Raw genomic sequence first — 19,145 nt, 5'->3', positions numbered from 1 at the left:
AAACTTTCGAATGTTCAATATAAGCCAAGCGAAGCGAGCAAGCTAGATTAGCATAATTGAAGGCAATATTTATAGATGAAATAAAAACAATATGCAATATCATAAAGCCGCACTTCTCGGGCACGAGAGAGCACAAAAAGCTCAGATGAAATTATTCGATTATACTGGATTTGCATTTCTTACATATACTGTTAAGCAAGTCAATAGCAATTTCGAGCCTGTAGGAGAAGAAATGCTTGCGGGAAAAGCCATAAAGGAAAATGAGGCAATACTGTTTATTTGTGATAAAGACGGGTATGCAAAGGCACAGTCGAAACCAATGCCCGTACACAAAGGTGAGGAATTATGCCAAAAGATGGTAGCTGATGGCATTTTAGAGTTTACAGGGAGAATTAAGGCTATCGCTTGAGTGGATCTCATCTTTGTGAATGATTTGCAATTATCTCAGTCCCTATGGTGTAACCGTCGCTGAGGATTGCGCTCCTGATATTCTGTACGTTAGAGCGGATAACCATCGTAGAAATGCCAGACCGTTCTATTACCTTGAGCGCTACGATATCGAGCAGCTCATACGTTCCAGCCATTGAATTTTCATTCCCTAGAATTTTCATACACTCATTGATCGTGATTCTCTTGAACAATTTTGCATTTTCGTTAATCTTGGGATCTGAATCATAAATTCCGTCTACGTCAGTGGCGTTTAGAAACCTAGCCGCCTTCACTGTTTCTGCTATTAGAGCGGAAGTAGCGTTTGTACTCTGTCCAGGGTGCAAACCGCCTGTGACCACTATTTTACCACTGGATGCTGCGATAGCAACGTCTTCTAAATTTCTTGGAACTTGAGGGTAGGCTTGATCTCCTAGTGCGACCATTATTAATCTGGCATTCAAGCGCGATACTTCGATCCCTATATTGTCTAGGTTTGCCTCATCTGCTCCAAGGCCTCTCGCGATTTTAATGTAGGTTCGAGCAGTTATTCCCCCTCCAGCAACGACTATCGGCTGATACTTGTCATTGACATCTGATAACATTCGAGCATAGTTCGAAAGTGAATCTTTGATATTGGCACCGTCGATGCTGAAATTGCTACCGCTCAATTTTATAACTATCCGTTTCTTGCTGAAATCCGTGTTACTCATCTTTACGTTATTCCTTGCTTTCGTGATGCCGAAAAATGTTCTACACCAAGAATTTTGAGCGCCGATTGTCTAACGTTTTCCCTGTTTTTGGAGGTAGTATATACTCGTAGAACGTCGAAAACGCCAGTTAAAGAATCAATAAGAGGGATTTCTGAAACGGGAGTTTCGTAGGCCTCTGCCTTATCTATTAGCATAATAGTTCTTATTTCATCTTTAGTTGGTGTAAGAGGCATAGATGAAGCCCCGGATTTATCCACAAACACTGAGCTATCTTGTACCGTGGCATCGTCTGATATTTGCAGCGCCAGTCGATTCAGCGATTGTCTGCCTATTTTCCTATAAAAGTCATTGTTTTTATGTATGAATTTTTCATAAACACACTTCAACAACTTTCTGTTTCTGTAATCATTTACTAACTGTACTGCAATATCATTTAAACCACCTAGAGAATCTATCTTCTCAAGAGTTGAGTCATCTGTTAACTTTAAATAATCTTCTATATCCCCGCCAGTAAGGTTCAGATGTTCGTCAGCTAGTCTCATGGCTTGTAGAAGCATAACTTCTGCAGATCGAACCGTTTTATGGAAATAGACTGCTTTGAACATTTCGTATCTCGAGATCAACATAGATTCGAATGAATAAATGGCAGACCTGTTAAGGGCAAGGTGTGCATTAGAGACAACCTCAAAAGAACTTATTAGCCTGTGATAGTCTATTTTGCCATATTCTGCCCCAGTAAATAACCCGTCTCTAGGTAAATAATCCATAATATCTGCTGAAAGTGCCCCAGCAATTACCTCATTTAGAAATTTTATTTTTGACTCACCAAAGGATAACTGACAGACAATATTTGATTTGTACCCGTACCTCTCGAGGATATCGCTAATCTCAGTTCTAGATATTATTTCCTTGCCCAAGTTTTCATGAGTCCGTTTAGATTTATTCTCCAAGATCTCTTCGAATAAATGCGAAAATGGCCCGTGCCCTACGTCATGAAGCAATGCTGCTAATCGTAGCTCTTGAACATTCTCTTCCGTATTCAAATATGACTTATTTAATAGTGTTTCTCCTGCGTAGCCTGCCACATGCATTGTGCCAATTGAGTGCTCGAATCTAGAATGATGTGCACTCGGGTACACTAAGTGTGCGCCAGAGAGTTGTTTTATTCTCCTGAGGCGCTGCAAAATGGCAGTATCCAAAAGTTCTCTCTCGATGTCAGTGAAGCGGATATTTCGATGAACTGGATCTGTAATCTCACCAACAAACTTCATATTAATTTATTGCCATTGAATGAAACTGAAGATCGTAGCATGTATTTTAAATGCTTTGCTTTTATGTAGTCTATGGAGCTATTCCGACTAATGATATTTCGACGATTTGACTGATTTCAGAGTATGGTAGATGCATGCGGTTAGGGATAGGTTTGGAAGGAAAACAATTAGGCAGGTGGTGAGTAAATCCTGTTTTGAATTATGCAATAGAATATCTTTGACACTTTATTAAAGTATTATTAAATGACGTAAAAGTTCAAATTATTTTCTCTCTTTTGAGAAGATTTAAAATATCTTGATGCACTTGTTCCTTGCTGTTATCACCGCTCATGATTTTCCAACTGAACCGCTTGGCAAGTTTACTGTAATTTTTGTTCACAGCCAACAACAATTTCTCACTCCTTTCGAACAAGTCTAACTTTTCTGTGCGTAGCTTTACTGTGGATGGGCTAATATTTATTACTATAGCTATGTCTTCTTTAGGCAAGCCTTTATCCAAATTTAACAGCCAGTCAATATTCAAACCATTGGATATTCCGTAGACAAGGTTTGACTGATAATATCTATTGATTACAACTATCGTACCTGTCTTCACCAAGCTTTCTATTTCTCTTTTCCTTTCCCATCTATTGGCTGACATTAACATGTGCTTTACTTCATTAGAATAGTCTCGCTTATCTTCTAAGAATGCACTTATCTCCATACCAATTGGCGTAGAGTAATCAGGGAAATCCATTACAACACTTATTCTTCCAGATTTCCTCAAAGAATCAACTAATAATTTGGACTGTGTCATTTTTCCGGCTTTGTCTGGACCCTCTAAAGCTATTATCTTGCCCTTTCTCAATAGTTAAATTAGAGAAAGCCTGCTCTAATAAAAATATGCTAAAACCCATTCGCTCCGTCCAGGTTCATCGGAATGAGGTTAGATATTCTAATAGTCCCTTCTTCCGTTCTATCCAACCTATGATATTTCCGAAACTAAGAATTTGAGCATGTGAAACATTACTAAGCTTCTACCTTTTCCCTTTTCTTAATTACAAGCAAAGCAACTATGAGGCCCCCTACCCCAACTGACATAACTAAAGGTAAATAATAAATTGGGGAATCAGAAGGCTTTCCCCAAAATGTTTCAAATGACAAACTACCAGAATATGTATTCAGGGGAGAATTCGTGTCATCCTTTCCATAAACCGATATGGAGCCTAAAGTAAAACCGTTGACCGATAATCTGTCCACCAGGACTTTTACGCCACTGTTAATTGATAAGCCTTGATTACTATCATACCCAACATTAATGAAGTTAGCAGGTGACCATCCATCGATACCACTTTTGTCATATAATCTGATATAGCCTGATTCTACCTCGTTTACGGCGGCCCAAAACCGATATGATGCCGAGCTACCATACATTGCGATTTCGATGAATTTCTGACTGGGTTGAGGCTCCTGCAACTTTATTACAACTTTTGCGTCTGGTCTGGACGCATATGATAAGTTGTTCTGTATGTTCAAAATCCAGCTTTCAGTAATTGGGTTCTTAAATGTATAAGTAAATGGATGAGTCCTAATGCTGTTGGACGCTGGATAAGGAATGTCGAACTTGATAGAGTGCAATGTATTTATTATCTGGGGTCTACCCTGTGATGAACTAGAAGGTTTAGCATTCTGACCATCTGCGGATAGTACTACCGTGGTTATCATCAAGGGTATAATTACCATCAAAAGTAGTGCAGATAACAAAGACTTGAGTTTCATACCGATGATTAATGACAACTAGGTCTACTTGTAATATAAAGTATGTCCGGGCTCAATGATTACCAAATTCTTTTTAGGAATGTTATAATCCTGGTTATATGAGCCATGCAAAAACTTGGAAAACTGCGATATCAATCAAACATACCAAGTCGCGGTCAGACTATAATAGGGGAACGAACGAGATAATGGGTCTAGCCATTAGTCAATAAAGATGGTAAAAACCCATATGCAATCCCTAGGCCAAAACTAGAGTACTTATTCTATTTTTCTAGCTAGCAAAAAAAGAGAGATTTGAAGGCTGTAGGGAAAGCTATCCCTCTTCCCAGCCCTTTGTGAACACTGCATTCTTTTTCAAAGGAATGGGCTGACCAGGAGTGTAATCCATTGGCCTCATCCAGAAGATCGCTTTTGTGGGGCAAACTCCTATACATGCTCCATCAGAGATGCATCTTTCTGGGTAAAAGACAAATGCCTTACCTCTTTTCCATCCTTCCACAGGTTTTACTCTCAACACGTCTGGGCCAAGAGCTGTACAAATCTCAACACAGAGTGCACAGCCGATACAGTGTTGTTCGCTAATATCCGGAATTATTGCGACTGGCATCTAATTCACTTATCTTCAAGATATACCGAAACTATTTAAATGCTCTGCCATTCTTATAACAGTGATATAAAAATTCAGATTGTGCCAAGTAATTTTGTGACTGTAGAAGCCATTCCCACAGATTTCTTGTAAGCGTTCTCGAAGCAGGCATCACTGGTTACTATCGGAGATAGCATACTAGATAGTGCAAGAAAGTGTGCGATAAATGACCGATTTCATTACTTCAGTATATTACTTGTCATTATTGCGACGAACAGAGTTATGGCTCCGAATGTTGAAATAAAAACCTTGAACGTTCCAAACTACTAAAGAAAGCGCCAATCTTTAGGTTGTTGTTCATAGCTCGCTTCGATTTGCAATTAGTTATTCCCTTCAATCTTCATCTAGGATAACCCGTTCACTTGAATAAAACTACTGACATTTCTTTTGCTAGGGTGGGCATAAATACTTTCATTTATTACCGACTAATATTACAATCACTATGTCATATTCGAACTTATCGCAAATGAGTTTCAAGGTTTCAGACAAGCAGAGAAAGTTCTTAAATATGATTGATAAGACCTGTAAGTCTCTTCGCCAGTACGAGGAAATGTGCTACCTGGAAGAAAAGTCAAACAACGAAATAATACCAAAATTTTCCAAAATCGGAATGCTTGGGTGTCCCGTATCGAGAAATTTTGGAGGTTTAGGATATGATATTCTTACTTATACTCTAGCTATAGAGAGAATAGGCGAGGAGGGCAGCTCTCTCAGAACATTCTTTTCTACCCACACTTCAATAGGACAAATGGTCCTACAGGGTTGGGGGAATGATCGCCAAAAGAGTGAATATCTTCCAAAGACATGTTCTGGCAGAAATATTATGGCATTTGCTTTGACTGAGCCTTTATCAGGAAGTGATCCATCGTCTATGATCACAAAATTCGAGGATAAAGGCGAGCATTTTGTTCTAAATGGTAAGAAACACTGGATTGGAAACGGCACCCTTGCGAATGTCTTGACAACCTATGCACGAGAGTCTGGGGGCACTCATCATGGAAAGATCTCTGCCTTTATCGTTGATGGGGATTCTAGAGGTATTTCTAGAAACGAGATAAAAAATAAGCTAGGCTTGCTGAGTATCAATAATGCAGTGATTAATTTTGAAGATTGTATTGTCCCAAAAAAAAATATTTTGGGATTGAGAGGAGAAGGCCTAAATATCGCTTACAGCGCATTAATAGATGGCAGGCTTAGTGTTGCAGCCGGGTCAATAGGTGTAATGAAAGACTGTCTAGAGGAGACTAAAAAATATTCAAAAATACGAAGCCAACACGGTTCTTCTCTTGCTAAAAAACAATTGATTCAGAGACATCTGTCTAGGATTGCAGTTAATATTGAAAGTTCTCGATGGTTGGTCTACAGGGCAGCTGTTGCAAGACAAATATTACATGATTATGTAGAACAACTAAAAAATGACTACAGTCAATGGCTATTGAAGTTAAATAGAAATAACAGTTTATATTGTAAGTTAAGATCTGAGGCAGACGTTTTAGCCACAATGGCTAAACTTCATGCCAGCAATTCTGCGTTTGATTCAGCCAATAGGTCCATTCAAATTTTTGGTTCTTCTGCTTATACAAAGAGTAGTAGAGTTGCAAGACATTTCTTAGATACGCGAGCGACTACCATCTACGAAGGAACTAACGAGGTACTCCAACTGAAAATTGCATCTAACATTCTTGGAGATAAATATAAGGCATATTAGTCAATTCTTTACTACCACATTGCTTCGAGAATAACTAAAGGAAGTCTTCCGTTACAATAGTTTATTGACAACCGGGTAGTTGTAATAACTCCCACAAATGGCAATTATCCATTCTGCTGAGGGTATTGCTATCTTTTAAGTCAACCAGGTACCAGTTTCGAATTGGGCTATAAATTTCCAAATGTGCTAGAGATCTGCTGTGGCTCTTATGAATAGGATATTATTTCAGCTTCGATTTAAAAGTCTTTTCGTAGCTAACATGGGGACAAGATGTGGTTGTTTAATATTATGTCGTTGGAGCATGCCCCCAAAATTAGCTCGCAAACCAGTTGATATCAAACAGATGATTGACCGAGGTTTAATGATCCTCATCACATATTTCCATATACCTTGGACACCAAAAATTTATGATTTAATTGTGTAAATTATTCGATTTATGTATCTAGTTAGCCTACGCTCGACACATTCTCGACCATTCTATAGTAGAATGTTATCAAGTAGTAATGGCGTTTATAGGTGATTTGGTAATTTACAAATTGGGACAAGAGCATCATTTGAAGCTTGGTCGAGGTCTAAAATATAAGCACCCCAAACTTCCAAATGTATATTCAAAGGTTGATTACTAAAGGATTTGATATTCTGGCGACAACTTATTTATATGCAAAGGTCTATATTGCCTCCCATTCACTCCGTGGTACTCTAACATGGAAATTCTTCAGGATAATAATCTGGCAAAGTATCTTTTCGAGAAATATTCATCAAATCCAAGAAATTGGAGCTTCCTAATTTCTACAAATCCTGTCACGGACGGATTTTTCGATGCAACAATCTCAAACGTTGATGAGGTATGGCAGCTTAAAATCGATTCAATTTATAAACCAATGCCTATGATCATTGGAGCCAAGGTTGATGTAGATGCCACTAGAATTGAGAGGAGAATTGGTGCCGGTTCCCCTGCCTTTGGGTATAGAAAGCTAGAGCCATCGGTGATGATGACTATGCTTAGTAAATTAACCCGAGAGCAACAATTTAATGCTGAGAAGGGCCAGAGTGTAGATAATTACATCAATTCACTTCTTTCCTCTCTGGAACCAGTAGCTCCTAAAGTAGGTGGGAATTACGCTTACGGACCTTTTGTGTTTACAAATGGAAATTCCCTGACTCCCAATGAATGTCAGAAACATGCAGCTGATGAATTGTCTCATCGACTTCGTGACAATTTGAGGAATCGCTATTCTAGTTATGGCTAGAATCAAAATCTGCATGGATTAACAATTCTTCTTTTTTATAGATGGTTAGAACCACGATTCTAGAGTATGGGTGCGTTGTGTGATGGATTTCTTCAACTTTTCCAGATATCCAGTTACTCGATCTAACGAAAAGCTATTTTGTCTGCAGAGATAGTCTATGACGGCATTATATTGAGGTTCACTGAACTCTATGTTATATACGTTCGACACTTTTGGACGTAGATAGATTTCACGAATTTCTTTGTATGGGATATCTGCAAGTTCGTTTTTTATTCTCTCGATATTTTCTAATTTGCCGTATTCCTTGACCAGCTTTAAGCCAGTTTTGGGTCCAACTCCTGGCACGCCACCAGGATTAAAGTCTGTTCCTATCAAAATCCCAACATCTATTAGTTGTTCGTGCGTTAGTTTGTTTAGGTTCAAAACATCTTCGAGTTTGATTATTTCTGTTTCCACTTCAAAATACATATTTTTATTAGGAACTTTCCTCTTCCCACTGATTGTTAGGTTCCGTGTTAGTCTTTTGGCACCGAATAGTATCGAATCATAGTCTTGGCTAGCACATGTGTAAGCTAGATTGGCCTTAGTCAAATAGGCCGCTGTAGCCTCTCCTTCAGAACTGGCTTGAATATATGGCATACCCAGTAAACTCAGAATATTTTTAGACTCCTCTATCATTTTATTAGTAAGAACTGATGTGGCTTGGCTGAGTTTTCTAGCGTCTTCCACTCTCCCCTCCTCAAGTGCATGGTGGTATTGCCGAGTGGCATCCTCCTTCAGCTGACGTCTACGTTCGATTTCCCTGGATTTTAATAGATCCGGTGTACCATCAAAGACATACACTGGTTTTATATTATTGATTAGGAAGTTAATATTACGGTAAAATAAGCCACTCAAGTGGCTCGTAGTATCTCCCTCGTTGTTCATGAGTAACTCTCCTGTGGGCCCACGGATTGTAGACAGGAATTGGTAAATAGCATTATAGGCATCGACAGCAACTGTCTTATTTGCTAATTCAGATAACTGCAAAAAAGATGGTTTTACAAGAGGTTTCAGATCTAAACCCATTACTTTAACATAGGCTTGGCAACAATTTTACCCTTCCTATATTTTCCAATCTAAGATATTATCTTGATCGAAGGGGAAAGTCAATTTTCTGCATTAATTCATCTGATGTTGTGTACCTAATCGTTAAATTTGTACTACGAATTTTTACATTAATATAGAATATCTAGATACCTTTGGTCAATATTACATCTAATCAAGTTGCAAGAACTATCTGACAAATTAAGACTGAATACATTTTGAGGAAGAAAGCTTATTTTATGTCGTTAAGTATGCTGAGGTCGTACATCAAAGAACCGCAAACTACTAAATCAAATTTTGAGCATTAGCTGAGCGTTATAATAAGGGTAAGGATAAAAGATCAGATAACATGGAAATGGGAAAGTTACTTTTTAAGAATAAGTATTCTGTTCGCAAGACCAATGGAACTTTATACATCGCTCCTAAATACACTTATGAGGATCTAATCTCAGAGTTCATCAAAGTTAGAAAGACGACACTGGATCTTTTCAATCCACTTGAGCTCGAGGATGCGGTCATTCAATCTGATATATTTGGCAGTCCCCCAAATTGGCACTTGGCTCACGTTAGCTGGTTTTTCCAGAAGGTGCTGGAAAAACACGGCAAAAGATTGGTGCCTCTCTCTAGCGATAAAAGATCTTTCCATGAAGTCGACAAAAATATTACAAATCGTAAGTGCAATAGACATAAGGTCAACTTAGAATATCTTAATTCTTATTATCAGAAATTCGGAAATATACTCCCGAAATCTGAACGTGGCAAATTTCCTAGGCCAACTGTACGACAGACCTTACAGTATAGGTTATTTATTGAGAAAAATATTATCTCGTTTTTAAATGAAAAGCGTAGAAATGAACGGACCAAGGAAGCGTCATCGACGATTAATGAACTAAAGTATGATATTATATTAGGAAATCAACATGAGATGCAGCATCAAGAGCTTATGATTTACGACTTTCAACACTATTTTCATCGCTTTCGCGATCCCGGAGATAATTATTCACCGCTTAAGGTTTCAAAGCGTAACCAAAGGAGAATTACAGACATGCGTAGAGATAAGCAAGCTATAATAAGGCAGAACCACAACGCCGAAAAAATGGTCCAGATTCCTGGAGGGATATTTGAGGTCGGTTTTAATAATAAAGGGTTGTTTTGCTATGACAATGAACTCCCTGAACACAAAGTATATCTTGAACCTTACAAACTTGATGTGACGCCAGTTACAAATGGGGACTATATCAAATTTATCGAAGCAGGTGGTTACAACAATTTCAAATACTGGCTGGCAGACGGTTGGGATTTGGTTCAAGAACATGATTGGGAGGCACCACTTTATTGGGAACCAATAATAAATGACCCGCGTGGTGAGGGAATTGGCGATAATGATCACTTTAGCTCTAAATGGGTGAAGAAGGATTTCAGAGGCCTAAAGGACATCAATAAAAATGAACCAGTCGTAAACGTGAGTTACTACGAAGCAGACGCTTATGCGAGGTGGGCTGGAAAGAGATTACCAACAGAAGCTGAGTGGGAAAAAGCAGCTAGTTGGAATGACAATCTTGGCAGAAAGACGCTTTATCCTTGGGGAGACGAATCTCCAACACCTAAATTCGCGAATCTATTGGAATCTAATATTTGGGGCCCATCTAAAGTTGGCTCATTGCCTGAGGGAGCAAGTTACTACGGCTGCTATAGTATGATTGGTGACGTGTGGGAATGGACGTCATCCGAGTACATACTTTATCCAGGATTTAAACCAAAGTTCTCAGAGTATACTGACAAATGGGCAATAAATCAAAAGGTACTCCGAGGCGGTTGCTTTGCTACTCCTTCCAATCAGATCAGGAATAGCTACAGAAATTACTTTAAACCACATGAGAGGATCCCATTCTCGGGCTTCAGATGCGCCATGGATATTTGACTGAACAATAATATAGATTTCTTTATGTGCGATATTTTTTACCTCTTTGATAGAGAAATCAACGATAGCTGAATGCACCAAATATTACGAAGACCAACGCTAAATATTATAATATCGTATTCAAAAGCGTCTTTGAAAAGATAACGAAAGACTCTTTCTGGACAAAAGGTCAGGCTTCGATCTCGATCTCTGGCTTTAGTGAGGTTAAGATGAAAATAATTGCTTCAGTTTATACACTAACGATTCAGTAATGTATGACCTTATGATTATATAAATACACAAAGTAATCACAATTAACACGTGAACTAGAAGCGGGAATATACTGAAGAACCCTGAGGCGGTTTAATCTAAAAATGTATTATTTGCAGCAGTAGATTACTTTTGATGTCTTAATCTCTTATGTTCTTCAAGCTCCTGAAGATAATTAAACGTGCTGCCACACATTTCGCATCTATAAGAAGGGCTTGCAGTAGAAGACATTTAATAAATACTTTCTTATCTCTTCTTTATGAGTTTTACTATATCTCGGTCAACTAATGAATATTTCGACTTACTAGGTTTGATGAGAGCAAATTAAGGGTACTAACTGAGGGTTTGAGCCCGTTAGATTTATAGCAGTCTTTATTGCAAAGACAAGTTTAATAATAGCAAATTATGGTTGAGATGAGGGTAACGTTGACGATGACACTGCAAGGTATACCTTTCGCTTTTTCGCGCTGTAGAAAAGATTTCATATTGCCGCTTTTGAGATTGGGGAAACTAATTGTGACTCAGACCATGGTTTATAGATAAACCGCGTTCAAGGACTATTAATAAAACGTATCTCCCAAAGACGTTCTAGCCTTTGATTTCTAGAGCAAATCACTTCGATCTCCTCCATATAGTTAAAACCACAACCATCCAGTATGTCTTCAAAATCATATCGCCCATGAGCCCCCACATTTTGTTCGTCTCCTTGAGATGTTATTAATGCCTCCTTCACCTTTTCAAAATTTTTTTTCCTACTATAAACATACCACAGATTATGGGCGCCTCGTAACTTCGACAGATAATTAAGCGTGTCGTTATGTATCTGAGTATAGTATTTATTCATAATCTCAGTGTTTACATCCTCCCAGGAAGGTGTTCTCCAGGAGGCAACCTTATAGAAACCATGTCCCTCGAACTCCGCAGCCAAGCTGATCCCCTGATCTAAGGTGCTCACAATCACATCGGTCTTTTGAGCGACCGCATCTCGAAGATCGATGCCTGGCTCCATCCAACCAACAAAAATAATGTCAAACCTATCGTTGATTCCCCAGCGGGCATCTGTTATTTTTATATAATCAGGTTTAATTCTGTGACAGCGGTACACCAAATCTGCGCAGTTTTCTATACCAACTACGTCTGATATGAATTCCCGGATTTTTATTAGAAAGTCGCCACAGCCACAGCCAACATCACAGTATTTAGGTTTGTTAGATAGCGCTTTTGCGATTGCTGCCACCCTCAAAACGTCTAGCTTTCTATAGCAGAAGTAGGTCCCGCTAAGTAATGGAAAAATATAACGCTCATGAAGCGGAGAGATTGAGTATTTTCTGAATTTTTTTAATGCTTCTATGGCAATCTCTAGATCCCTAACTTTATGTGCCACATTAGATTTGCAGAATGAATCTATTTTTTTCTTACTCTACAAATATATCTCACTGTTGGATTAACGCTTATTCTGTGATAAGAGGGATTGGAATGTTTAAACCAACTACTACTAATATACTAAAACAAGACAAAAAGTTGTCAGGCAGTACAACCTAATCAAACTCTACTTGCCATAGTTGATTCCCTCTTGAACTAAGGGATTCTAGTGTCTCCATGTAGTGGAACCCACATTCATCAAGAACCGATTCAAAGCCAAATCTCTGTTTAAAATGTATTCCTTCTTCTTTCTCTTTCATTACCCAATCCCGTAAGCATTCGCGAACCCGATCCGCTATTTCTGGTTTAGTATAGACATACCAAAAATTATGTGCAGAGCGTAATCCAGCCAGGAAATTCATCTTTTTTTCATCCGATTTTAATGGTGAAGTGTAAAAACTATTCATCAATTCATAATTTACGTCAATCCATGAAGGGGTTCTCCACCAAGCTAATTTTTGAAATCCAAATTCCTCATATTCACATCCTCCCATGATTCCACACTGGCCTCCGGCGTCAAATGTAGTAATCACACATTTTGTGATGCCTGAGACTGATTCACGAAAATCCACGCCGGGCTGCATCCAACCAATAAATGATAAGTCAAACGGTCCTAGGTTATACCAATCCTCATATGATGAATAAATGAAAGCTGGCTTGGGTTTGTGAAATATATAGAAAATACTACCATCCTGTTCAATCCCTATGGCATTTGGGATAAATTGGCGAATTTGGAACAGAAAATCTCCGTACCCGCAGCCAACATCTACATATTTTGGGTTTGATGATATCGAGTTGGCGATCACAACCACGCGGAGCACATCAACCTTTCGATAACTAAAATATGAACCCGCAAAGAAAGGAAATATGAATCGTTCATGATGACCTCGAGGATTACGACTCATAAACGTTTTGTATCTAAGATAAGCGCTTTGTAATTCCTCAATTCTAAACGACATGGTATCTCAGGTTCTCGAGGGTCTTACAATTTTGCCAAAAATATGTGTTTAGCTCTACTAATCATTTAAATTTCCCAAAACGCTTATTAACTCCGGCCATAATTTTGGTTTTATGGTTAGAACATTTGAAGACTGGTGGAAGACGGTCCCTGAAGATTTAAGAAGTAAATCCCGCAAGGGAGATGAACAAAACAAACCGTTGCTTAATCAGGTTAATTATGTTCTGTTACATCTTCATCTGGCCGGAAAGCATGATTCCAAACCTACCCACGCAGAGTTAAAGGACTGGCTCCACAGTGGTCAAGTAGACGTTCTAAGAATGACCAAAAAATAAGCCTAGTTTCATCACTCTTTCCCTTCTTTTTATATACTATTAATTGATTTATCCTCGATGTTATTGATAATCATATAACACTGTTTTGAAAATGGCATAGCATTTAAATAGTTTCGAACATATGCTCCTCTAGTGAATTAAGATGCCAATTGCTATAATTCCAGACGTTGATGAACAAAGATGTATCGGTTGTGCTCTATGCGTGGAAATTTGCACTGCTCTAGGCCCTGACGTTTTACGAGTGAAGCCAGTAGAAGGTTGGAAGAGAGGTAAGGCATTCATCTTCTACCCAGAGAGATGCATTTCTGATGGAGCATGTATAGGAGTCTGCCCTACACACGCGATCTTCTGGATGAGGCCAATGGAATACACCGCAGGACAGCCTGTGCCACTGCACAAAAATGGTGTGTTCGACAAAGGCTGGGAAGAAGGCTAAAGAGCGTAGTAGCTGGGAAGCTCATCCACGGGATGAGATATCACCCTTAAATTTTTTGTCACATAGCTTTTACTAAAAAACTTTCAATTTACAATTTGTCTTCGTGTCTTGGTCTTTAGCAAATTGAGTCATTAAAATACGTCGCACTTTTGTATTTGATGAGCTTTGGAGAGAGTGGCAAATAGCGGGCACTTAGAAGTTAGGTTTCTTGTTGGTAACTCCGCCAATGTTTTGCAGGATCAAACTCTATCTGGTATCAGGTCAAGATTGAAAGATTAGATAACTCCATAATGTCATTACTAATACTTAAAATGTTAGAATATGGTTAGTCGGATTTGGATTGAACAATTATTATTACAATTTAGCAATACGGGAATGAAACGGTTAATCAGTGATTAGTAGGAGCGACATGTCCGGATTAAACCGTCGCCCATTCCGAAACTGCCTATAGGATCAATTTACATTAGATCAAGTCACATTATTAAAAATCGTATTCACCACAAATGTTTGGTAGCCCAAAAAAGCTTATTACGCCAACATGCATAGTACTACTAGAACTCATGGTCAGTGATTTTGTATATCCGATTGGAAATTGAACCATGAAAGTGGTCATCACAGGAAATCCGGGGACTGGAAAACACTCATGTGCAAAATTTATCTCGGAGAAGCTTCCAAATTCGGAAATAATTGATATAAACAGTGTTGTACTGAATAAGAGTACTTACCTAACTAGTAGGGTGGGTGTAGCTAAAGAAATAGATATTAGAAAGCTCAAAAGTTTTATGATAAAAAAGATAAAACAATCAAAAAATCTGGTATTTGTTGGACATCTAGCACCCTATGTATTGACAGCAAAAGGAATTAATCTAGTAGTAGTTTTGAGGCGTTCTCCGTATCATCTGGAAGAGGTTTTTAGACAGAGAAAATACACACCTCATCAGAGTAAAGACAATATTGCTGCAGAGATCCTTGGTATCACTTTTTATGATTCACTAAAAACATTTGGAAAAAGACGGGTTGTTGAATTGGACGTGACAGGGAGAACCCCACAGAGCATCGCCACAGAAATAATTTCATTATTACAGAAAAAGTCAAATAACCAGACCGGCTTCGTTGACTGGCTTTCCACAGTATATGAAAAGGGGGACATCCAAAGGTTCCTCGAGTATTGAACGGTTGATATTTAGAAATAGATCAATTCGATTCCTTCACCCAACTTTTGGTAAAAAATCATTTTCCTGAACTTGAAAGAAGGACTGTCTGTGTTTGAGGAATCGATGTATATATTACCCCGACGCTCAACCATGGATTATTATGAGTGCAGTACTTATGCGAAAATTTGGGGAAGAGACAGTTCAATTTCTAGGTAAAAAGGTGTCTGTCGAAACTTCCGATCAAAAAATCTACAACGGAACATTGACTGGAATCGATGATAAACTCAACATTGTGCTAGATCATGTCGAGTCTATTGGGACCCTTAAAGTAATTATTAATGGCACCTTCATAAAAGAAATTAAACTTATGGAAAAACCGTTTGATTTCAAAGCTCTGTCAGATAGAATTGCAAGGGTTTTTCCGGGTCTCGTGAGAATACGAGAAGACGTAGGCGCCATAATAGTTATGGACAAAATTAAAGTGACACAAGCAGGCATTGAGGAGGGTTCAGGACTTGCTGCGGACAGGGTCAGAGCTATTTATGATGAATTCATCAAGGAGACAAAGAAGTAGTTTTGTCCTTCGAAGTCAGGTATAGTGACCTGGCAGGACGCATTGGGAAGCTTGAAACTGCCCACGGTACTCTTGACACACCCGCATTCATACCAGTTGTGCACCCTGTAAGACAAACGGTTAGTTCACAGTTTCTAAGGAGCTTAGGATTTGATGCAGTCATCACAAATGCCTACACAACCTTGAAATATTATGGAGATATCGCACGCTCTAGGGGAATTCATAGAATTCTTGATTATGATGGGATAGTCATGACTGATTCGGGAGGTTATCAAATTTTGGAGTACGGTACTATTAAAACTGAACCACATACTATATCACAATTTGAATTAGATGTTGGTTCTGACATTGCTGTCCCTTTGGACAGGCCCACGGGGTTTAAACTTGATTATGGAAAGGCCAAACGATATGTAGAAGAAACCCTTGCAAATGCAAAGAATGCACTCAAAGCAACAAGGACTTTTGCAAAGGAAGAATATAGACGAGATCGTGATAATTTAGGGACTACTGTCTGGGCAGGCCCGGTGCAAGGTGCAGAGCATCTAGACCTCGTTACTTATAGTGCAAGCGCTTTAGATCAAATGGGATTTCCACTACTAGCCATTGGTAGCCCTGTAGAAGTGATGGAAGCATATGAGTTTTCTATATTAGCTCAAATTATTGCAACAGTAAGGCGTACCTCGCCCTCTAAGCCTATCCACTTGTTCGGTGCTGGTCATCCGGTTACTATTCCATTGGCAATCTCTCTAGGCTGCGATATGTTCGATTCAGCATCATACATGTTGTACGCCAAATGTGATCGATATATGCACCCAAATGGAACTGCAAAACTTCAAGATCTGTCATACCTTCCTTGTCAATGCCCCGTTTGTTGTCAATATGTAATCAAGGAGTTGCAGGAAATGAAGAGGCCTGATCGAATACAGGAACTTGCAAAGCATAATCTTTTTGTCCTGAAAGCTGAAGTTGATACAGTAAAACAAGCTATCGTTGATGGTAGACTGTGGGAGTATGTCATGTTAAAGGCACGGGCACACCCTAAGCTAATGGCTGCGATGGAACTTTTTAGAGACTTCGAATATCTGGAGCATGGTACACCGCTTTTCAAGCATAAGGCAATTTTTCTCTATGGACCGATCGACCAATATAGGCCAGAAGCTATTCGATTTAAACGGATCGCAGCTGAATTCAGATCTGCCTTCAAAAAGAATTTAGTATTATTTCCAACTACAGAGTTGCAACCATTCTATGTTACAGGAGAATTTATTGGGCTTATACAAAAGTATCCAGAATCGCAAATATGTGTGTATAACCGATTTCTTGGAATAATTCCAGTAGAGATCTGTGATATCTTTCCTGCTGCCCATCATTTAAATTTGGCACCAGCTAATGCTAAGAATGCTATTGATTATCCAACATTCATTGAATCTCTTAATAACTTCTTGGCAAAGAATAGTTTCGAAAATATAATAATAATCGCGGATGAGTTTATGCAGAGTGCTATATCCAATAGTAGGTATAAAGATATGTCCAATTTAGACATACAAGCGTTGCCCGAAAAATAGAGATTCAATATTTTACAAATAGTGATCACGTTGCATCTAAATATATTTCGAGTAAATTGACTTTGCACACAAAATAATGCTACCACACTAACATTCATTATTCTAGAATGATGTCTTCGGTTTCATTACTTATGCGATTCTTTTCTTAACATTGTTTTCAATCGCTTCCATTTTTCGACCGAACCATAGATCTGCATTACCATCGGAAGATTTGATTTGAACCAGAACCATGCCTGTAGTTTTCTCTATTTTCGCCAATGCCTTCATATTAAGATAATAGTCATCGGCTCCGAAAATTAGAAACTCCCAACCTTCTCCAGAAGCATACTTATAATTGAAATTCTTTTTAAATTCTACAGTGTGCAAAATCCAGTCTATGCATTCATCTATTTGAATTTGCATCAATCATCCCACTTTTTTAGACTATTCATAATATTTTTAAAAGGTTAGGTAATATTAACCAGAAGAGTATGGCAGTTGTTCAAAGAATATAAATCAAACTAATGATGAGAGTATAAAAATGTAGCAGAAGGAAATGAAATTGTTGATACCAAGTGCTGCCTGATATCGTCGATACTTAATTCAACTTTCTCAATTTTGTAATAATGTAAGGTTGTCCCAAGAAAAGAGGCTTTCATTTATCCTGTATTACTTTGCATATGCCTAACAAATGAATACAGAAAAGACAGAGACAATGCAGACCGTCACAATCGAAGGTTTGATTTTTAAAGGTGTTTTGACCTAGAACATGTTCTTTAAGCATATGCAATTGTAAGCGAGGAGTATAGCATTGCCTTTGCACAATCCAATGCACGTCATTCAAGGATTAAATAATCTTGTTACTCCAATGTTATCTTTGAGATAGATATTGTACTGTTACCGATTATTCAATTCAGTGGAATAGAATTTTGTTAATATCAAAGGTTACTGACTGATTCGAAGTCGATAATGAGGTGTTTATTAGTCTAGAATCGGGTCATAGTACTTAAGGCTAAAATGTAACTGAGCATCTATATGAATTACCCATGGGTATTTCGAAAATATCTGCACCAGACAACATATTGCGGGCGAAAATAGTAAATATGATTCTTAACAGGAAAACCGAGGAGGCACTGGAGGAGTTAAGTAAATTTTATCTACTAGATACTCCCCAGATTGTGGTTGGCACAATTAAGGGAAAGAGAAGAACTGTGAATGCAGTGTACGTTCAAAGAGAACGAAAGATCTACGCGCTAAACTCTGACGTCCTCTACAACCCATTTGTGGTGCTGCATGAGTACTACCACCATGTAAGAACAAAGGCCGGAATGCATAAGGGGTCAGAAAGGCATGCTAATCAATATGCTGAGTATTTCATAAATGCTTATCAGAAATTATCGGAGACCAATCAATAAAGAATCGAAAAGCTGAATAAGGATTATGAATGAAACATTAAATCTGTTGTTATAACGTGTATGTAATGTATCGTGGATATTAAGTGATAATCAAATCTCTCAGTACTGTTAGAAGATTCAGGGGTCTCATGTTTCGAACGAGTTTATGATGCTTGATTTTTTATTCAATATGCTGAGACTGAGTATTATCGAAATTGAGTTTAAAAATCGTTAATCCCCAGTGGATAATCTATCTGAACTCATCTCACACTCTAAATGGCAAGCAGCTATTTTATAAGACTG

Annotated in this window: 20 protein-coding genes; 10 read left to right on the top strand and 10 right to left on the bottom strand. The window is 38.4% G+C overall.

The window, feature by feature from the left end:
* The first annotated feature begins 91 nt into the window (after nt 1–91).
* Nucleotides 92–409 (top strand): hypothetical protein, encoded by a 318-nt coding sequence (locus tag DYY65_RS03775; protein WP_162476654.1) that lies wholly within the window; start codon nt 92–94, stop codon nt 407–409.
* 7 nt (nt 410–416) lie between these two features.
* On the opposite strand, the gene pyrH is transcribed toward DYY65_RS03775, so the two are convergent.
* From pyrH to DYY65_RS03750, 5 genes are all read right to left on the bottom strand, one after another.
* The gene (gene pyrH / locus DYY65_RS03770) at nt 417–1,139 is read right to left on the bottom strand and encodes a UMP kinase (RefSeq protein ID WP_162476653.1); all 723 of its coding nucleotides are present in this window, start codon (nt 1,137–1,139) and stop codon (nt 417–419) included.
* A 2-nt stretch (nt 1,140–1,141) separates the two neighbouring features.
* Complete coding sequence (locus DYY65_RS03765; RefSeq protein WP_162476652.1) at nt 1,142–2,410, bottom strand: HD domain-containing protein; 1,269 nt, start codon at nt 2,408–2,410, stop codon at nt 1,142–1,144.
* Between the two features lie 256 nt (nt 2,411–2,666).
* Nucleotides 2,667–3,257: a dTMP kinase gene (gene tmk / locus DYY65_RS03760; protein WP_162476651.1), complete on the bottom strand. Its 591-nt coding sequence runs from the start codon at nt 3,255–3,257 to the stop codon at nt 2,667–2,669.
* 161 nt (nt 3,258–3,418) lie between these two features.
* Nucleotides 3,419–4,186: a hypothetical protein gene (locus DYY65_RS03755; RefSeq protein WP_201449311.1), complete on the bottom strand. Its 768-nt coding sequence runs from the start codon at nt 4,184–4,186 to the stop codon at nt 3,419–3,421.
* 292 nt (nt 4,187–4,478) lie between these two features.
* Nucleotides 4,479–4,772 carry an ATP-binding protein gene (locus DYY65_RS03750; protein ID WP_162476649.1) on the bottom strand — a complete coding sequence of 98 codons (294 nt, stop codon included), beginning with the start codon at nt 4,770–4,772 and terminating at the stop codon, nt 4,479–4,481.
* A 505-nt stretch (nt 4,773–5,277) separates the two neighbouring features.
* Between DYY65_RS03750 and DYY65_RS03745 the strand changes: the two genes are divergently transcribed.
* Together DYY65_RS03745 and DYY65_RS03740 are read left to right on the top strand one after the other, a co-directional pair.
* On the top strand, nt 5,278–6,519 hold the full coding sequence (locus tag DYY65_RS03745; protein ID WP_236561645.1) for an acyl-CoA dehydrogenase family protein: 1,242 nt from the start codon (nt 5,278–5,280) through the stop codon (nt 6,517–6,519).
* A 704-nt stretch (nt 6,520–7,223) separates the two neighbouring features.
* Complete coding sequence (locus tag DYY65_RS03740) at nt 7,224–7,769, top strand: hypothetical protein (protein WP_162476647.1); 546 nt, start codon at nt 7,224–7,226, stop codon at nt 7,767–7,769.
* Nucleotides 7,770–7,814: 45 nt separating this feature from the next.
* Here the strand turns inward: DYY65_RS03740 and fen are convergent, their stop codons facing one another.
* Complete coding sequence (fen, locus tag DYY65_RS03735; protein ID WP_162476646.1) at nt 7,815–8,837, bottom strand: flap endonuclease-1; 1,023 nt, start codon at nt 8,835–8,837, stop codon at nt 7,815–7,817.
* A 373-nt stretch (nt 8,838–9,210) separates the two neighbouring features.
* On the opposite strand from fen, the gene egtB reads away from it, so the two are divergent.
* The gene (gene egtB, locus DYY65_RS03730) at nt 9,211–10,776 is read left to right on the top strand and encodes an ergothioneine biosynthesis protein EgtB (protein WP_162476655.1); all 1,566 of its coding nucleotides are present in this window, start codon (nt 9,211–9,213) and stop codon (nt 10,774–10,776) included.
* Between the two features lie 375 nt (nt 10,777–11,151).
* Here egtB and DYY65_RS12895 read toward each other — a convergent pair whose 3' ends face one another.
* From DYY65_RS12895 to DYY65_RS03715, 3 genes are all read right to left on the bottom strand, one after another.
* Complete coding sequence (locus DYY65_RS12895) at nt 11,152–11,256, bottom strand: C2H2-type zinc finger protein (protein ID WP_162476645.1); 105 nt, start codon at nt 11,254–11,256, stop codon at nt 11,152–11,154.
* A gap of 319 nt (nt 11,257–11,575) precedes the next feature.
* On the bottom strand, nt 11,576–12,409 hold the full coding sequence (locus DYY65_RS03720; RefSeq protein WP_201449308.1) for a hypothetical protein: 834 nt from the start codon (nt 12,407–12,409) through the stop codon (nt 11,576–11,578).
* Nucleotides 12,410–12,563: 154 nt separating this feature from the next.
* The gene (locus tag DYY65_RS03715) at nt 12,564–13,406 is read right to left on the bottom strand and encodes a hypothetical protein (protein ID WP_162476644.1); all 843 of its coding nucleotides are present in this window, start codon (nt 13,404–13,406) and stop codon (nt 12,564–12,566) included.
* A 112-nt stretch (nt 13,407–13,518) separates the two neighbouring features.
* Between DYY65_RS03715 and DYY65_RS03710 the strand changes: the two genes are divergently transcribed.
* The 5 genes from DYY65_RS03710 (at nt 13,519) to tgtA (ending at nt 17,469) form a co-directional block, all read left to right on the top strand.
* Complete coding sequence (locus tag DYY65_RS03710) at nt 13,519–13,740, top strand: hypothetical protein (protein WP_162476643.1); 222 nt, start codon at nt 13,519–13,521, stop codon at nt 13,738–13,740.
* 142 nt (nt 13,741–13,882) lie between these two features.
* Nucleotides 13,883–14,176 (top strand): ATP-binding protein, encoded by a 294-nt coding sequence (locus tag DYY65_RS03705; protein ID WP_162476642.1) that lies wholly within the window; start codon nt 13,883–13,885, stop codon nt 14,174–14,176.
* 599 nt (nt 14,177–14,775) lie between these two features.
* A complete protein-coding gene (locus DYY65_RS03700; protein WP_162476641.1) occupies nt 14,776–15,348 on the top strand; it encodes an adenylate kinase family protein in 573 nt (190 codons plus the stop codon).
* Between the two features lie 157 nt (nt 15,349–15,505).
* Complete coding sequence (locus DYY65_RS03695; protein ID WP_236561644.1) at nt 15,506–15,904, top strand: Lsm family RNA-binding protein; 399 nt, start codon at nt 15,506–15,508, stop codon at nt 15,902–15,904.
* Nucleotides 15,905–15,906: 2 nt separating this feature from the next.
* The gene (gene tgtA / locus DYY65_RS03690) at nt 15,907–17,469 is read left to right on the top strand and encodes a tRNA guanosine(15) transglycosylase TgtA (RefSeq protein ID WP_162476639.1); all 1,563 of its coding nucleotides are present in this window, start codon (nt 15,907–15,909) and stop codon (nt 17,467–17,469) included.
* 129 nt (nt 17,470–17,598) lie between these two features.
* Here tgtA and DYY65_RS03685 read toward each other — a convergent pair whose 3' ends face one another.
* Complete coding sequence (locus tag DYY65_RS03685) at nt 17,599–17,871, bottom strand: hypothetical protein (protein ID WP_162476638.1); 273 nt, start codon at nt 17,869–17,871, stop codon at nt 17,599–17,601.
* A 623-nt stretch (nt 17,872–18,494) separates the two neighbouring features.
* Between DYY65_RS03685 and DYY65_RS03680 the strand changes: the two genes are divergently transcribed.
* Nucleotides 18,495–18,863 (top strand): hypothetical protein, encoded by a 369-nt coding sequence (locus DYY65_RS03680; protein WP_162476637.1) that lies wholly within the window; start codon nt 18,495–18,497, stop codon nt 18,861–18,863.
* Nucleotides 18,864–19,145: the final 282 nt, after the last annotated feature.

The sequence above is a fragment of the Nitrososphaera sp. AFS genome, assembly GCF_009898475.1.
GTDB lineage: Archaea > Thermoproteota > Nitrososphaeria > Nitrososphaerales > Nitrososphaeraceae > Nitrosopolaris.
This window is presented reverse-complemented; position numbering and strand designations above follow the sequence as displayed.

Bases quoted from the DNA above. Each gene is read 5' to 3' on its own strand.
- DYY65_RS03750 (WP_162476649.1), bottom strand. From the start codon at position 4,772: ATGCCAGTCGCAATAATTCCGGATATTAGCGAACAACACTGTATCGGC.
- fen (WP_162476646.1), bottom strand. From the start codon at position 8,837: ATGGGTTTAGATCTGAAACCTCTTGTAAAACCATCTTTTTTGCAGTTA.
- DYY65_RS03695 (WP_236561644.1), top strand. From the start codon at position 15,506: ATGCGAAAATTTGGGGAAGAGACAGTTCAATTTCTAGGTAAAAAGGTG.
- DYY65_RS03680 (WP_162476637.1), top strand. From the start codon at position 18,495: ATGGGTATTTCGAAAATATCTGCACCAGACAACATATTGCGGGCGAAA.
- DYY65_RS03745 (WP_236561645.1), top strand. From the start codon at position 5,278: ATGAGTTTCAAGGTTTCAGACAAGCAGAGAAAGTTCTTAAATATGATT.
- DYY65_RS03715 (WP_162476644.1), bottom strand. From the start codon at position 13,406: ATGTCGTTTAGAATTGAGGAATTACAAAGCGCTTATCTTAGATACAAA.
- DYY65_RS03740 (WP_162476647.1), top strand. From the start codon at position 7,224: ATGGAAATTCTTCAGGATAATAATCTGGCAAAGTATCTTTTCGAGAAA.
- DYY65_RS03710 (WP_162476643.1), top strand. From the start codon at position 13,519: ATGGTTAGAACATTTGAAGACTGGTGGAAGACGGTCCCTGAAGATTTA.
- DYY65_RS03700 (WP_162476641.1), top strand. From the start codon at position 14,776: ATGAAAGTGGTCATCACAGGAAATCCGGGGACTGGAAAACACTCATGT.
- DYY65_RS03685 (WP_162476638.1), bottom strand. From the start codon at position 17,871: ATGCAAATTCAAATAGATGAATGCATAGACTGGATTTTGCACACTGTA.
- DYY65_RS03705 (WP_162476642.1), top strand. From the start codon at position 13,883: ATGCCAATTGCTATAATTCCAGACGTTGATGAACAAAGATGTATCGGT.
- pyrH (WP_162476653.1), bottom strand. From the start codon at position 1,139: ATGAGTAACACGGATTTCAGCAAGAAACGGATAGTTATAAAATTGAGC.
- DYY65_RS12895 (WP_162476645.1), bottom strand. From the start codon at position 11,256: ATGTCTTCTACTGCAAGCCCTTCTTATAGATGCGAAATGTGTGGCAGC.
- DYY65_RS03765 (WP_162476652.1), bottom strand. From the start codon at position 2,410: ATGAAGTTTGTTGGTGAGATTACAGATCCAGTTCATCGAAATATCCGC.
- egtB (WP_162476655.1), top strand. From the start codon at position 9,211: ATGGGAAAGTTACTTTTTAAGAATAAGTATTCTGTTCGCAAGACCAAT.
- DYY65_RS03775 (WP_162476654.1), top strand. From the start codon at position 92: ATGCAATATCATAAAGCCGCACTTCTCGGGCACGAGAGAGCACAAAAA.